We start from the raw sequence: 14,425 nt of genomic DNA on the forward strand, positions 1-14,425 counted from the left end.
CTTAGATTGACGGCTCGCGTCAACGGTTGTCCATCATCACGGAGAGAGCTCATGCCCTTCAATCTCATCGTCATCCTTGGCCCTACGGCTTCGGGCAAAACCCGCTTGGGCGTCGAAGTAGCGCGCGCCCTCGGCGGCGAAATCCTCTCCGCCGACTCGCGTCAGGTTTATACCGGCATGGATATCGGTACCGGCAAGGACCTGCAGGAGTACGGCGAGGTTCCCTACCATCTGATCGACCTGGTGCCGCCCGGTCATGAGTTCAACGTTTTCGAATTTCAGCGGCGCTTCTACCAGGCCTTTGTCGACATCAGCGAGCGAGGCGCCCTGCCGATCCTCGTCGGCGGCACGGGCCTCTATCTCGACGCCGTCCTGCGGGGCTACCGTCTGGTCGAAGTCCCTGAAAATCCGGTTCTGCGTCGGCAGCTGGCCGGCTTTCCGACCGAGGCCCTGCAACAGCGGCTGCTTGCGTTGCGGCCTCAGCAGCATAACAGCACCGACCTGGAGGATCGCGATCGCCTGATCCGGGCCATCGAAATCGCCGAAGGGGAGCTGGCCGCTGCCGCCGAGTTGCCGCCGCCACCCGACATCCGCCCCCTGATCTTTGGCGTGCGCTGGCCGCGGGAAGTGCTGCGGCAGCGCATCACCCGACGACTGCGGGAACGGCTGGAGCAGGGGCTGATCGAAGAAGTCGAAGGTCTGCGACTGGCGGGCGTTCCCTTCGAGACGCTGGAGTTTTACGGCCTTGAATACCGCTTTGTCGCCCAATTCCTCCAGGGGGAACTGCGCCGCAACGATATGGTGCAGAAACTCAACAGCGCCATCCATCAGTTCGCCAAACGGCAGGAGACCTGGTTCCGCCGCATGGAGCGGCAGGGGACGGCCATTCACTGGGTCGATGGCGGCGAGACCGCCACCGCAGCTATCCTCCAGCGGATCGGAGATGCCGGGGTATGATTCCAGCCGGCCTTGCCCGCTATCTGCGCAGCCGGGGCATTGACGGGCCCTGGGAACTGGAAGGGGCGGTCGGCCGCCGCTTTGCCGGCGCGGTCGTCATCCCTGCCCTGGCCGAAGGGGACACCCTCTTCGACACCCTGGCCAGCCTGGCCGCCGCGACACCACCGCCGCAGCCCTGGCTGACTATCGTCGTCGTCAACAACAGTCGCCAGACCGCCCCTCATCGCCAACAGGTCAACAGCGACGACCTGGCGCGTCTGCGCCATAGCGCTGGGGTTTTCAAGGGGCTGCCATTGGCCTGGGTCGATGCCGCCACGGCCGGCCGGGAGCTGGCCGACAAGGATGGCGTTGGCATGGCCCGCAAGATCGGCTTTGATTTGGCCCTCTCCCGCCTGGATTATGAAGGCGCCGTTCCCCTGCTGACCTCCCTTGACGCCGACACCCTGGTGCGGTCCGATTACTTCCTCGCCCTGCACCGGCATTTCCGCCAGACCAAAACCGGGGCCGCTGTCATTCCTTTTTGCCACCAGCCCGCTGCCAACGCAGAGGCACAGGGGGCCATCGATCACTACGAACTTTACCTGCACCACTATGCCCTTGGACTTGAGCTGGCCTCCTCCCCCTATGCTTTCTGGACCATTGGCAGCGCCATGGCCTTTCGCGCCGGCGACTATGCCCGCATGGGTGGCATGAACCGCCGCCAGGCCGGCGAAGATTTCTATTTTCTGCAGCAGATGGCCAAAACCGCCGGCGTGGCTCGTCTGCGCGGGACCGAGGTGTATCCCTCCTCCCGCGCCTCCGACCGCACCCCTTTCGGCACCGGACCGACGGTCGGTCGCCTGCTGGCCGGCGAGCCGGAGGCCGTGCGCTTCTACCACCCCGACTGCTTTCGTCTGCTGGCCCGTTGGCTGGCACTGGCCAAAACCGCACCGGCAGCGGCGTCGGCTGATCTGCTTGCCCGGGCCCGGGCTCTTTCCGCCGACCTCGGTGATTTTCTGGAGGCCAGGGCCTTCGGCCTGGTCTGGGAGCGCCTGCAACGCAATCATCCCCGGGAAGATGCTTTTCTGCGGGCTTTTCACGGCTGGTTCGACGGGCTGAAAACCCTGCAACTGATCCATTTTCTGAGCGATCGCCAATACGGCCGCCTCCAGCCCCGGGAAGCCCTGCCTCCCTTGCTGGTATGGGCTGGACTGCCCCCCGTCGAGCAAACCACGGCCCAGCTCCAGGCCCTGAGGCGTCATGCCTACGGACCCACGGCCTGAAATTTAGTAAAATTTCTTTGAATTCTAACGGTTTTTTTAATATATTATCCGTTTAGAAAATGACTTTTACCGATTGAGGACCTCATGGAACAGGAAACAACCGATCAACCGGTACGGGAAAAGGCTGACCCGAGAACAAACCTGCGCTCCCCCTTGATCGCCCTGCGCGTTCGCATGGACGATGGACAGAAGTCTTTTTTTGGCTACACCAAGAACATCAGCCGCAGCGGCATTTTTATTGGCACCGTCAATCCTCGGGAACCCGGCAGTCAATTCCGGGTGGAGATCCCCCTGCCTTCGCCCCTGAACCGGACGATCGAGTGCACCTGCGAAGTCGTTTGGAAGCGCCACTATACCAAAGGCGCCCCCTACGAGCCTGGCATGGGCCTCAAGTTTACCGATCTGCCGGACGACCTCGCCAACAACATCGCCGAGTGGGTCGACAGCCAGGAAGGATAGGCCCCTGCCCTTTGCCTCCCCCTGTTCTTCACTTCCGCAAGTAGCCTGACACCTGTCAAAGGTGCAGCTCGATCAGGTCGCCTTTGCCTGGTCAACCAATGGTCGCTTTGCCACCTTTCCCGCCTTCACCCGCAACCTGCAACTGGAGTTTTCCGTGAAAAAGTCGTCTTTGCTCTTTCTTCTGCTTCTGATCGCCTTTGGCGCCGGGGCTTTTTACTACTTTCGCGACACCACCGCCCCGACGGTGACCCTCTCACCCGACAGCGGCGCCATCGCACCCGTCCGCCCCCTGGAGCTGCGCCTTGAAGACACCGGCACCGGCATCAGGGACCTGACCGTCACCCTGCTCCAGCAGGGAGGGGCCACGCCCCTGATGAGTAAAAGTTTTCCCGCCGGCACGACCACGATCCGGGAGGATTTGAGTCTCGCCGCCGCCAACCTGTCGGAAGGGCCTTTCGATATCGTGATTACCGTCGGGGATCACGCGGTCTATCATTTCGGCAAGGGCAACCGGGCAGAGCAGAGTTTCTCTTTTTCCTTTGACCGGACTCCGCCCCTGGCCACCGTCATCAGCACCGGGCACAATTTCGTGCAGGGCGGCTCGGCCCTGGTCACCTTTCGGCTCGCCGAAGAGGTCAGCAAGGCCGGCATTGTCGTTGCCGATCGTTTCATACCTGCCCACCGCCAGAGTTCGGGATTCTATGCCTGCCTCGTGCCTTTTCCCAACGATCTGCCCGAAAAGGATTTTGTCCCTCGCATACAGGCTGTTGACCTGGCCGGGAACGAAGCGATGACCGGCATCTTTTACCGGGCCAAGGAACAGACCTTCCGTCAGCGACGGATCAACATCGACGACCGTTTTCTTCAGGCTAAAACCCCTGAGTTCAAAGCCCTGGTGCCCGAGGCCGGCACACCGGTGGACATTTTCCTGGCCGTCAACCGGGACCTGCGTCAGAGCAATCGGGAAAAACTTGTCGGGTTCGCCGGGCAGACCTCCGCCACCCCCTTGTGGGAAGGGGCTTTTCTGCGCCAGCCCCAGTCGGCGACCCTGGCCCTTTTTGGTGACCGCCGCAGCTACTATTACAACGACCAGAAGATTGACAGCCAGATTCACCTCGGCATCGACCTGGCCTCCGTGGTTCAGGCACCTGTCCATGCCGCCAACACGGGGCGGGTCGTCTTTGCGGGCTACCTGGGAATCTACGGCCAGTGCGTGATCATCGACCACGGGCTCGGCTTGCAGACCCTGTATGGCCATCTGAGCAAAATTGACGTGGCCGAGGCTGAAAACGTGAGCAAAAACCAGATTATCGGCAATACGGGTCTGACTGGCATGGCGGGAGGGGATCATCTGCACTTCGGCATTGTAGTTGCCGGCGTGCCGGTTAACCCGATCGAGTGGTGGGACGCTCAGTGGCTTAAGAACAACGTCGACTCACGCCTGTCGGCTCCCTGAGTCCAAGGGGTAACAGTCCACAACAAGGGCCTGGTCGCTGCAGCGATCAGGCCCTTTGTCTATTTAGCGGATATGTACGGGGGCGAAGCCCCCCCCCGGTGTGCGCATATTGGTCACCTGCCCCTGATAGAGGCGCGCCGCCACCCCAAGGACGTGGTCACGATAGGCATACAGGCGGAAATCCGTTTTCATGACTTCGTCGCCGCTGGCGGTGACGGACGGTTCCACCAGGCGTTGTACGAGGGTCTGCTCCGGCTCGAGCTGTTCAAAACGGCTGCGCGATATTTTGCGGCCCAGCAGTACCCCACGGCTACCGAAACGGTCGACCGGCTTGAAGACCCAGGCTTTGCGCTCCTGCCAGAGGCTTTCACGAGCCATGGCGCCCATCAGCCGACTCTCAGGTACCGTCTCCGCCAGCAGGTCGAGCTCCGCCGGAGAAACCCCGAGGGAGGCCATGACATCTCGATCCGTCCACAGCGCCAGGCGCCGTTTGTCAGCCAGCAGACCATAGACATGGGGGTTGGGAGAAAGGCAGAGCTTGCGGGCCAGATAGGCAGCGCGGAGGCCGGCCATGGGCTCGCTCTCCAGGTAGAAATCGCAATGCCGGTTGTAGATGAAGTCCACCGGCTCATCGCCATGAAAGACGCCCTCGGCGTCCGCCCGCAGTTCCTGCGGATCGGCAATCAGCGCCGGAATGCCCCAGCGCGTGAAAAGCTCACGGAACGCCAGCATCTCGGGATAGAGAAACTGCTCGGCCGGTTGCTCGTCGAGGATAGCGAGGCGCCGGGGCAGCAACTGCCGGCCCGCGCTGAAAGCCTCCATCTCGCGGAGGAAGGATTGGCGCAGCGGCTCTTCCAGTCGTCGTGGCAACGCCAGGGTTCCCGCCGCTTCCCCGGGGTGTTGGGCCCGGTGGGCGAGCAGCCCGCCGCCGGCATTGGTATTGACCTCGATGAGGCTGGGCACCTCACCGGTCACATGAAAGTCGAACCCCATCATCACCGCGTCGTGCCCCGGATCGAAACGGGCGACCTCGGGCAGCAAAGGGGAAAGATACTCTCGGTAACGCTGGTTGCGGCTCAGGGCGAAAAGGGTCCGCACCAGAGCGATCATGCGCTTAAGAGCAGGGCGCGGCAAGGTCACCGGCGCGGCGCTGACAGCTTCCTCAAAACCGCTCATTATTCCTCCGTACAGCCAGGGTTAAGCGGTCATCATGCCATACTCGCCGCCATTTGCAAACGAACCGAGCGGCCAGTCATTGACAAAGAAGACGTCTGACGTAAAATTCTTTTCATCTTTTGGCAACACGATCGTCAACTCTCCTGAAAGGGAAACGGCCCTCCATGAAATATAGCTGCCTGATTCTGATCGTCCTTATCCTGGGGCAGACCCCGGCCTTCGGCGCCAAGCAGATGGAAAACCTCGGCGCCATCACCCCGAAGACTCTCGATGATTTCCACAAGGTCATCGATAACCGCTGCGGGATCTGCCATAGCCGTGAACGCGTGGATGTGGCGATCCGTCAGCGCCAGTCTCTTGAAAAGCTGCAGCAGCAGATGATGGAGCGGGGGGCGATTCTCGACAACCGCGACAAGGAGGTTCTGGGCACCTTCTGGGGCCGACCCTTCGCGGGAGAAACCAAACCCTCCCCGCAACCCGGCCATTAGTCCATTCCGCCGACCCTTACCGCCAACTCACCAGCCTTACGGCCTCTTCCGACCGGACTTTCATGCACCAGATCAAAAATTGGCCCGCCGACGAGCGGCCACGGGAAAAGCTTCTGCACAAAGGGCCCGAAGCTCTCAGCGATGCCGAACTTCTCGCCCTCATCCTGCGCACCGGCGACGCTTCGAGCCGCTGCAGCGCCCTTGACCACGCCCGCCAGCTGCTGGCGCGTTTTTCCACATTACGCACCATGGCCCAGGCTTCGGTGACGGAGTTGTGTGAGCTCAAGGGGATCGGGCCGGCCAAGGCGGCGGAGCTCAAGGCCGTCTTCGAACTGGCCCGCCGCTTCGCCGCGGCGCCTTTGCAGCCGGGAGAAAAATTCAGCTGCGCCGAGGAGGTCTTTCAGCATTTTCACGAGCGGCTGCGGGACCGGAAGAAGGAGGTCTTTCTGACGGTGCTGCTTGACAGCAAGAACCGGGTCATTCGTGAAATACAGGTCTCGGAAGGGAGCCTCTCCGCCAGCATCGTCCACCCCCGCGAGGTCTTCGCCCCGGTGGTGCGGGAATCGGCGGCAGCCCTTCTGCTCGTGCACAACCACCCCTCCGGCGACCCTTCCCCGAGCCGGGAGGATCTCGAAATTACCAGCCGCCTCCGTAGCGCCGGCGAACTCATGGGGGTCAGGGTGCTCGATCACATCATCATCGGCAACGGCACCTATGTCAGCTTGGCCGACCGCGGCCTCATGTCCTGACCGACTTCGGCGTACTCGAAAAAACTCTTCCGCGGCAGCAGCACGTCCTGCTGCAACAAAAGATCGTTTATCTCGGCGGGCCCGTAATATTCGGCTTCCGCCGCGCGGCCGTGGGGCAGCAAAAAACCGAACTGGGGAACGAAGGTGTTGCGCTTGACCGAATGATCCAAAGTCAGTCCGGCGATGACCAGAATGTTGCGCTCGCCGCTGTCGAAAGAATCGGTCAGGTAGGAGGCCAGTCGATGAAACTGTCGCCAGGTGTTGATATCGGCAAGGCGGCGGTGGGGCCTTTCCGAGGTGACGATATCCGGCAGGAAATCGAAGACGGTTACCTCCAGCATCGCCTTGATATCATGACTCTGCGGATCGAGGGCACGGCTGAAGACAAAATACTCGGCGCCGAGGAGGCTGCCGATGGCTTGGGGCTCGGCACCCAGCTTCGCCAGCACCACTTCGTTTTTTTCCACAAAGGCCGGATGCAGGCGGTAAACCTTGCCGTGACTTGAATCCCGCAGGGCCTCGCCGTCCACCAGCCGGCGCAGATGCAGGACGATACGGGGCTCATCGCTCTGACTGTGCCGAAACAGATATTTGTAGGGGATCTCGACCTTGAGGCCGCCGACCCCGCGAAAGAGGCGAATGGAGGCGGCCGCCCGCCGGTAGATGACCAGATAGCCTTCCAGCAGGCGATAGAGAGCGCTGCAGCAAGGGGCGACCTCGCCGTGAATCCGTTCGACAAAGCCGATGCCGTCTTCCTCGCGGATGCCATGATGGCTGCCGCCCAGGATGACGAGATCCTGGCCATGATGAGAGGCTGGCACCAGACGCATTGGGTCGAGCAGCCCGCCGACGCGACCGAGGTTGAACACCGGACAATCGAAGACATAGCCAAACAGGGCCTTCTTGATCCCCTGGCTTTCATCGGAGCACTGCCACACGGCAGGTAAAATTTTGCTGAACCCTTTGCGGACGGAGAGGGCGTTCATCCGTCCGTAGAGTTCCATCAGTTCCATGGGGGCCTGGTGCAGAAATGGTTCGGCTGGGGGGGATATAGGCATGGCTCGTCTCCTTTTGCAAAAAAGAATAACACCGTTCTATCCCGGACGCCAGATCTAACCTCTCGACTAAGCGCTTGAATTGCTGACCAGGGTCATGATATTTTAACGAACGACTCACCTCACCAGGCCGGGGAAAACCATCCCGGCTTGTTTTTTTCCAGCAACCGCAAGACCTTGGATGAACCTGTGACCTCACCGACTTTGCCCGCCGCCAGAACCAGACCCGAGCTCTTGTCCCCCGCCGGCAGCCTGGAAGCTTTTTTTGCCGCCATGGAAGCGGGCGCGGACGCCGTCTATGCTGGCCTGCGCGATTTTTCCGCCCGTGCCAAGGCGCGCAATTTCAGCCTCGGCGACATGGAGAGGATGCTGGCCTACGCCCACGGACAGGGCCGCAAGGTCTATGTCACCCTCAACACCCTGGTCAAAGAGACGGAACTGCCGCAGCTTGTCGACACCCTGAGCGCCCTGGAGGCCATGGGCATCGACGCCGTCATCCTGCAGGATCTCGCCGTGTGGCGTCTGGCCCGCGAGCACTTTCCCGATCTGGAACTGCACTCCTCCACCCAGATGACGGTACACAACGTCGCCGGCGTCCGCATGCTCGAGCGCATGGGCTTTTCGCGGGCGGTGCTGGCCCGCGAGCTGAGCCTTGAGGAGATTGCCGGCATCCGCGCCCAGACCAGCATGGAACTGGAGCACTTCATCCATGGCGCCCTCTGCTTCTGCTTTTCAGGTCAGTGTTATTTCTCCTCCTACCTCGGCGGCAAGAGCGGCAACCGCGGGCGCTGCGCTCAGCCTTGCCGACGCCGCTACCGCTATCGCCAGCAGGACGGCTATTACTTTTCCACCAACGATCTCTCCGCCATCGATCTGTTGCCGGAACTCACCGACGCCGGCATCATCAGCCTGAAGATCGAGGGGCGCATGAAGAGCGCCGAATACGTCTCCAACGTGGTGTCCGCCTACCGCATGGCCCTGGACGCGGCCCCCGCCCAGCGGGCCGAAGCGGTGCGCCAGGCCAAAGAGCATCTCAAGGCCTCTTTCGGCCGCAACCCCACCAAGGGCTTTCTGCCTGGCGGCATCCCGCACGACATCGCCATTCCCTCGGTCAAGGGGGCAACGGGCCGCTTTCTCGGCGAAGTCAGCCAGGTCAGGGGGGGAACCATTTCCTTCAAGACCCGCGACCGTCTCCATATCGGCGACCGCCTGCGCGTCCAGCCGAAAACGGACAAGGCGGGAACAGCCTTCACCATCAAGGAGCTTTTTCAGGGACAGCGCCCCGTCAAGAAAGTGTCCGCCGGCGTCTTTGTCTCCGCTCCCTCCCCTTTTGAAAACACTTTCAAGGTGGGGGACGCCGTCTTCAAGGTTTCTTCCGAGCAGGCATTCACCCTGAGCGAAGCGGCCTGCCGCCGCAAACTGGAGCAGGCCCTCCCTGTTCCCGAAAGAATCGACCTGGAGGTCACTCTCGCCGAATGCCATCTGATCCTGCGGGCCAGGGTCGGGGATCTTGACTTTGAGAAGAGCTACGCCGTCGAAACCTTTGCCGCCGAAGAAAGTCCCCTCAGCCGCCAGACTCTGGAGACCGTTTTCGCCAAAAGCGGCCAGGAACCTTTCCTGCTGGGCGAACTTGCCACCGGCGAGCTGCCCCCGGTGATCATTCCGCCCAGTCAGCTCAAGCAGATCCGCCGCGATTTTTATCAGCAACTCTCGCAGACGCTGCGCCGCGAACGCCAGGCCCAGCAGAACCGGCGGCGGCAAGCCGCCCTTGCCGCCCTGCTACCGGCCAGCCAGCCTGCGCAGGAACGGCGCCAGTTCACTCTGGGTTTGCGGGACCCGCGGGACATCGGCTTGCTCCTCGACCCGGAGGTGGACCGTGTCATGCTGCCACTGACCCTGTCCCATGTGAACCAGCTACGCCTCGGCAAGGGACTGGCCGGCAAAGAAGACCGCATTATCTGGGATATCCCTTTTGTGCTGCTGGGGAATCAGTGGAACGACACACGCAAGGCTATCCGAATTCTGGTCAGCCGCGGCTTCAGCCATTTCAGCCTGGGCAATCTCGGGCATTTCCCTCTTTTTGACGGGTTCGACGGCCTGCATCTGCACACCAGCTACCGCCTCTTCAGCCTGAACAGCCAGGCCATCCTGGCCTGGCGTGAGCTGGGCGCCGAGGAAGTGTCCCTCTATATCGAGGACGACAGGGACAACCTGGCCCAACTGCTGGCGCGGGATACGGGGGTTCCGGCCGCCGCCACGGTCTATACCCGCGTCCCCCTCATCACGTCACGCATTCCGATCCGCTCGGTGCGGGCTGACCAGCCGGTGGTTTCCGACCGCGGCGATACCTACCGGGTTGACCAGCGCGGCGGCCTCACGGTCCTTGCCTCCAATGTTGATTTCTCGCTTCTCGGGCAGCTGGATGTTCTGCAGTCCCTGGGCTGCCATCGTTTTATCGTCGACCTCTCCCATCTGGGACCCCATTCCCCCGAAGGCAAAAAAGTGCTGCAGGTCCTCAAAAAGGGGGGTGAAGTGCCGGGAACCTCTTCCTTCAACTTCGAGCAGGGCCTGGAATAGGAGGCGCCGTCATGCCCGGCTCGTCTGAACATCTTCTCCTCGTCGAAAAGACCGCCGCCGAAGCGGAGGGGCTGGCGGATGCCCTTCGCACCCTGGCAAAACAGTACGGGCTCGACATCTATCAGGCCCGCCAGCGACTCCTCGGGGCGGGCAAGGCCCTGCTGACCCGAGGTGAGCATGAGCGCCTGACGGCCATGGCCGAGCGCCTGCGCCAGGTGGGGGTGGCCTGCTGGGTGGTGCAGCCGACACGCCCCACCTTTGCTCCGGCCCGGGTGCGTGAGATCCGCATCACGCCGGAGACCCTTTTTTTCACGACTGACAAGGGCACGACCCCACTGCCGAAGGGACAAGCCGTGCTGGCCGTGCTGGCCGACCTCAGCGGCACCCTGGCCAAACGCCACATCAAGAACCTGCTCGCCCAGAACGCCTACCGTGGCCAGGAGCACATCGTCCCACTCGATTCCCGCCAGCACTATCGCATCATCCTGCGGGCCCGCCCGGTGCTTGACATCTATCTACTGGATGGCGAAGGGCGGATCGCTGAAGCCCTGCGCTTCGTACCCGGGCGCTTCAACCCGCAAGGGCTGGGTGAGCTGGCAGGCCTGAGCGGGGCGGAAAACCTGCATCAGCTGATGCAGCTCCTGCGGCGCCAGGCCAGCGACTTCACATTGAACACCGAGTTCGGCCTGGCCCAGCTGCCCGGCTGTCAGCTCGACGAAACGAAACTCGGCGAAAAAGCGTCACCGGAAAATCTCAACCGTCTCACCCTCTTCGGCTGGCGCCTGGCCGATCTGCGCCGGGCCCAGGCCGAGCAGAACACCAGCGAACCCGGGCCGGAGGCAGGTATCGCCCCCCTGCTGGCTGCCGTCGCCTCTGCAACGAAGACGGACGAGGTCACCAACGAAACGGACCCGGCGACGGCACCCGACCCTGCATCCTGGCGGGGTCTGCCGCCCCCGCCGCCGGACCATCGCCAATCGCGGCGCTTTTTCACGCGGCCCATCGAGGTTTTTTTCATCATGGCGGCCCTCGGCGCCGGCTTCGCCCTGCTTATGGGGCAGAACAACCGGCTGCTGGGCGAATTGTTCCGCCAGGGGATGAAGACGGGCATGCTGCCGGCCCTCCTCTCTGCCATTCTGCTGGCGAGCGGCTTTCATTTCATCCGCCTCAAGCGCCTGCTTGAAAATACCCCCACCAGCCGAATCCGCTCCCTGGCCCTGGGGATGGTCGAGGTCCACGGCCGGGCCCGACGCCGTTATGCCCTGGTCTCCCCCATGACCCAGTCCCCCTGTGTCTATTACCGCCTGAAAAAGTACCGACGCGACGACCGTGACCGTACCTGGAACCTGGTGAGTACGCAGGACAGCGGTTACGTCCCTTTTCTGCTCGACGACGGCAGCGGCCGCGTCATCGTCGATCCCCAGGGCGCTCGCGTCCGACCCAAATCGAGCCAGGAAGGCTACCCCGGCCAGACAGGTCTGCTCGTGCGGGGTAACGAGCCCGATGAAAAATGGGTGGAGGAGTTGATTCACGAGGGGAGCCCGGTCTATATTCTCGGACAGGCTTACCAGGAGCGATCCCCGGCACCGACCCTGCGGGAACGCACCCGCGCGATTCTGCAGGGATACAAGCAGGATCCGGCTAAACGGCAATGGTTCGATAAAAACCAGGATGGCCATCTCAGCCCGGATGAGTGGGACGAAGCACGGCAGACCGCCGAAGAAGAGGCTCTGCACCAGGCTCTACACGCCACCGGCAGTAGCGGGCGGGGCGCGGTGATTATCGGACGCGACCCGCATCGCCGCCTCCCCTTCATCATCGCCGAAACGCCCTCGGAGGCGCACCTGACCCGCAACTACGGCCTGACCGCCATTCCCCTTTTCCTCGCCGCCGTGGCGGCGGCTTTCTGGTCTCTGACTCGGCTGGTCCCGCTACTCACCGGCCCTTAACCTTCGCTTCAAGAGGAGAAACTTATGACTGGCTGGATCGTTCTCGCTGCATTCCTGTTGATTAGCGTGGCCCTGATTCTGTACGCCGTGCTCCTGTACAACGGTTTTATCCACCTGAAAAATACTATCGACAAGTCCTGGAGCAATATCGACGTATTGCTCAAACAGCGCTTCGACGAGCTGCCGAAGCTTATCAAGGTCTGCGAAGGCTACATGCAGCATGAACAGAAAACCCTGGAAGAAGTCGTCAAGGCCCGCTCGGCCATTAACAACGCCGGCAGTGACCAGGAGAGGATGGGGGCCCAGAACGCCTTGACCGAGACCCTGCGTTCCCTCTTCATGGTGGTGGAGCGCTACCCCGACCTCAAGGCCGATGTCGCCTTCCGCAATCTCGGTGCCCGCATCAGTGAGCTGGAGGACCAGATCGCCGACCGGCGTGAGCTGTACAACGAATCGGTCACTTTCTACAATATTCGCCTCGACCAGTTTCCCGACCTCGTCATCGCCCGTCTTTTCCACTTCACGCCCCGCACCCTCTGGCAGATCGATCCGGCCCATCGGCAGGATGTCCAGGTCTCCTTTGCTCACCACTGATAACTTTCGAAAGGTTCTGAGGGCGCTCTGCAGGGAGTCTTTTACGTGACATATTTTGTGAAACTGACTGGAGCCAAGGCATGAGTGCCGTCGGCTTGACCTACCTGGTCCTTATTCTGATTGCCTACGGCTTCAGCTCCAGCAATTCCCCGGAGAAGACGCGCAAGAGTCTCAAGATCGCCGGGCTGTCCCTGTGGCGCCTCTTTCCCCTGCTCGTCGCCGTCTTCGGCCTGGTCGGCCTCTTTCAGGTCTTTATCCCGCCGGAACTGATTGAAAAAATTCTGGGCGAATCTTCCGGCCCCATCAGTCTTCTGCTCGGTGGCGGCATGGGTGCTATCGCCATCGGCCCGCCGGCGGCGGCCTTCCCCCTGGCCGGCACCCTGCTCTCCGCCGGCGCCTGGCCGCCGGCCATCGCCGCCTTCATCGTCTCCTGGGTATCCGTCGGCGTGGTGACCCTGCCTTTTGAGGTGGGTGTCTTTGGCGCCCGCTTCGCCCTGCTGCGAAACGGCATCGCTTTTATCGCCGCCCTCGTCATCGGCCTGCTCATGGGAGGGATTCTATGACGCCGGCAGACTCTCTCCTCGTCAAAGCACTCAAGCTGCTGCGCTCCCAATGGCTTTTGCTCTCCGTCATTGCCCTCTACCTATGGGCCTTTCAGACCACCCCGGAACGGGCGCGGGAAGCCCTGGAGATGAGCGGACGCACCTTCGGCTCCGTGCTGCTCATCATCATTTCCGTCTTTGGGTTGATGGGATTGCTGCAGGTGTGGATCAGCCGCGACAAGGTCGCCGCCATGCTGGGCAAGGAAGGGGGTTGGAAAGCCCTGGTGATTGCCGCTGCCTGCGGCACGGTGCTCATTGGGCCGGCCTATATCATCTTCCCCCTGCTGCAGAGCATCCGCGCGCAGGGGGCGCGCTGGGCCGTCATTACCACTGTACTGGCCGCCTATGCCGTGAAGATTCCGATGATTCCCCTGGAGGTGCAGTTTCTCGGCTGGAGCTTTTCCATCTCCCGCTCCGTCCTCACCATTCTCACCGCCATCCCCATCGGCCTGCTGGTCGAAGCTCTTATGGAATGGCGGCCTGCGCCCTATGGCAACAGGCCGCGTTGAAGGGCTCCAAAGGCCGGTGCCGACGGTGAATCAGGGGCAGTCCCCGATTCTCTTTCCCGTCGTGTGACTGACCATTTCCATCGGTTCCTGCCCGGGAAGAACAGTCTCTATGCGGACCTGGCCCTTGAAACTATCCCCCTGGTAGGTCACCTCGCCCCGGGCGGTCGTCGTGCCCTCGTCCGAGGTGCACTGCATCACCCATCGCACCGTATTGCCGGATACCTTGTTTTCAATCAGGCGACACTGCTGGTCGGACTCCGCCCGCTGAGGGACAAGATCTTCCTTGCTCAGGCATTGGGTGTGGGTCATCGCCGGCATCTGCATGGGCATCCCGGGCATCTCCAGCCGGCTGCTTATCTCCCATAGCCCCGGCCGCATCTGCACCTCCGCGGCAAGTGCGAGGCCCCCCAAAGATAAACCAACAACCAGAAACCATGTCGCGAACGTTCTGAACATGACAAACCTCCTTCCGCCGAAGGGAATCCGCAAGGCGCCATGCATTCCGCACTCCCTCGGAACCGCTTTAGGCCATTATACCTTTGTCGGAGCAAAGCGTCGTTACCGGCGGAAAACAATTTTTTCGTAAACCTTT

Annotated in this window: 14 protein-coding genes; 11 read left to right on the forward strand and 3 right to left on the reverse strand. The window is 62.0% G+C overall.

Going from position 1 to position 14,425, the window contains the following annotated elements:
• The first annotated feature begins 51 nt into the window (after positions 1 to 51).
• From miaA to AOP6_RS13955, 4 genes are all read left to right on the forward strand, one after another.
• On the forward strand, positions 52 to 957 hold the full coding sequence (gene miaA / locus AOP6_RS13940; RefSeq protein WP_155877334.1) for a tRNA (adenosine(37)-N6)-dimethylallyltransferase MiaA: 906 nt from the start codon (positions 52 to 54) through the stop codon (positions 955 to 957).
• On the forward strand, positions 954 to 2,219 hold the full coding sequence (locus AOP6_RS13945; RefSeq protein WP_155877335.1) for a glycosyltransferase family 2 protein: 1,266 nt from the start codon (positions 954 to 956) through the stop codon (positions 2,217 to 2,219). The genes miaA and AOP6_RS13945 overlap by 4 nt, the downstream gene beginning before the upstream one ends.
• 84 nt (positions 2,220 to 2,303) lie before the next feature.
• Positions 2,304 to 2,678, forward strand: coding sequence for a PilZ domain-containing protein (locus AOP6_RS13950; RefSeq protein WP_155877336.1), 375 nt, complete (start codon positions 2,304 to 2,306; stop codon positions 2,676 to 2,678).
• A gap of 61 nt (positions 2,679 to 2,739) precedes the next feature.
• Positions 2,740 to 4,134, forward strand: a complete 1,395-nt coding sequence (locus AOP6_RS13955; protein ID WP_225897306.1) for a M23 family metallopeptidase — start codon at positions 2,740 to 2,742, stop codon at positions 4,132 to 4,134.
• A gap of 63 nt (positions 4,135 to 4,197) precedes the next feature.
• Here the strand turns inward: AOP6_RS13955 and AOP6_RS13960 are convergent, their stop codons facing one another.
• The gene (locus tag AOP6_RS13960; protein ID WP_155877337.1) at positions 4,198 to 5,310 is read right to left on the reverse strand and encodes a hypothetical protein; all 1,113 of its coding nucleotides are present in this window, start codon (positions 5,308 to 5,310) and stop codon (positions 4,198 to 4,200) included.
• A gap of 164 nt (positions 5,311 to 5,474) precedes the next feature.
• On the opposite strand from AOP6_RS13960, the gene AOP6_RS13965 reads away from it, so the two are divergent.
• Together AOP6_RS13965 and radC are read left to right on the forward strand one after the other, a co-directional pair.
• Positions 5,475 to 5,798 carry a hypothetical protein gene (locus AOP6_RS13965; RefSeq protein WP_155877338.1) on the forward strand — a complete coding sequence of 108 codons (324 nt, stop codon included), beginning with the start codon at positions 5,475 to 5,477 and terminating at the stop codon, positions 5,796 to 5,798.
• Between the two features lie 62 nt (positions 5,799 to 5,860).
• On the forward strand, positions 5,861 to 6,547 hold the full coding sequence (radC, locus tag AOP6_RS13970) for a DNA repair protein RadC (RefSeq protein WP_155877339.1): 687 nt from the start codon (positions 5,861 to 5,863) through the stop codon (positions 6,545 to 6,547).
• On the opposite strand, the gene AOP6_RS13975 is transcribed toward radC, so the two are convergent.
• Positions 6,511 to 7,605 (reverse strand): hypothetical protein, encoded by a 1,095-nt coding sequence (locus AOP6_RS13975; RefSeq protein ID WP_155877340.1) that lies wholly within the window; start codon positions 7,603 to 7,605, stop codon positions 6,511 to 6,513. The genes radC and AOP6_RS13975 overlap by 37 nt on opposite strands.
• Positions 7,606 to 7,752: 147 nt before the next feature.
• Between AOP6_RS13975 and AOP6_RS13980 the strand changes: the two genes are divergently transcribed.
• From AOP6_RS13980 to AOP6_RS14000, 5 genes are all read left to right on the forward strand, one after another.
• Positions 7,753 to 10,179, forward strand: coding sequence for a U32 family peptidase (locus AOP6_RS13980; RefSeq protein ID WP_275950986.1), 2,427 nt, complete (start codon positions 7,753 to 7,755; stop codon positions 10,177 to 10,179).
• A gap of 11 nt (positions 10,180 to 10,190) precedes the next feature.
• A complete protein-coding gene (locus tag AOP6_RS13985; protein ID WP_155877341.1) occupies positions 10,191 to 12,128 on the forward strand; it encodes a hypothetical protein in 1,938 nt (645 codons plus the stop codon).
• Between the two features lie 24 nt (positions 12,129 to 12,152).
• Positions 12,153 to 12,722: a LemA family protein gene (locus AOP6_RS13990; protein WP_155877342.1), complete on the forward strand. Its 570-nt coding sequence runs from the start codon at positions 12,153 to 12,155 to the stop codon at positions 12,720 to 12,722.
• An 80-nt stretch (positions 12,723 to 12,802) separates the two neighbouring features.
• Positions 12,803 to 13,285: a permease gene (locus AOP6_RS13995; RefSeq protein ID WP_155877343.1), complete on the forward strand. Its 483-nt coding sequence runs from the start codon at positions 12,803 to 12,805 to the stop codon at positions 13,283 to 13,285.
• Positions 13,282 to 13,833: a permease gene (locus AOP6_RS14000; RefSeq protein ID WP_155877344.1), complete on the forward strand. Its 552-nt coding sequence runs from the start codon at positions 13,282 to 13,284 to the stop codon at positions 13,831 to 13,833. The genes AOP6_RS13995 and AOP6_RS14000 overlap by 4 nt, the downstream gene beginning before the upstream one ends.
• 30 nt (positions 13,834 to 13,863) lie before the next feature.
• Here AOP6_RS14000 and AOP6_RS14005 read toward each other — a convergent pair whose 3' ends face one another.
• Positions 13,864 to 14,289: a DUF3617 domain-containing protein gene (locus AOP6_RS14005; RefSeq protein ID WP_213194616.1), complete on the reverse strand. Its 426-nt coding sequence runs from the start codon at positions 14,287 to 14,289 to the stop codon at positions 13,864 to 13,866.
• Positions 14,290 to 14,425 lie beyond the last annotated feature (136 nt).

Source organism: Desulfuromonas sp. AOP6, from assembly GCF_009731355.2.
GTDB lineage: Bacteria > Desulfobacterota > Desulfuromonadia > Desulfuromonadales > SZUA-540 > SZUA-540.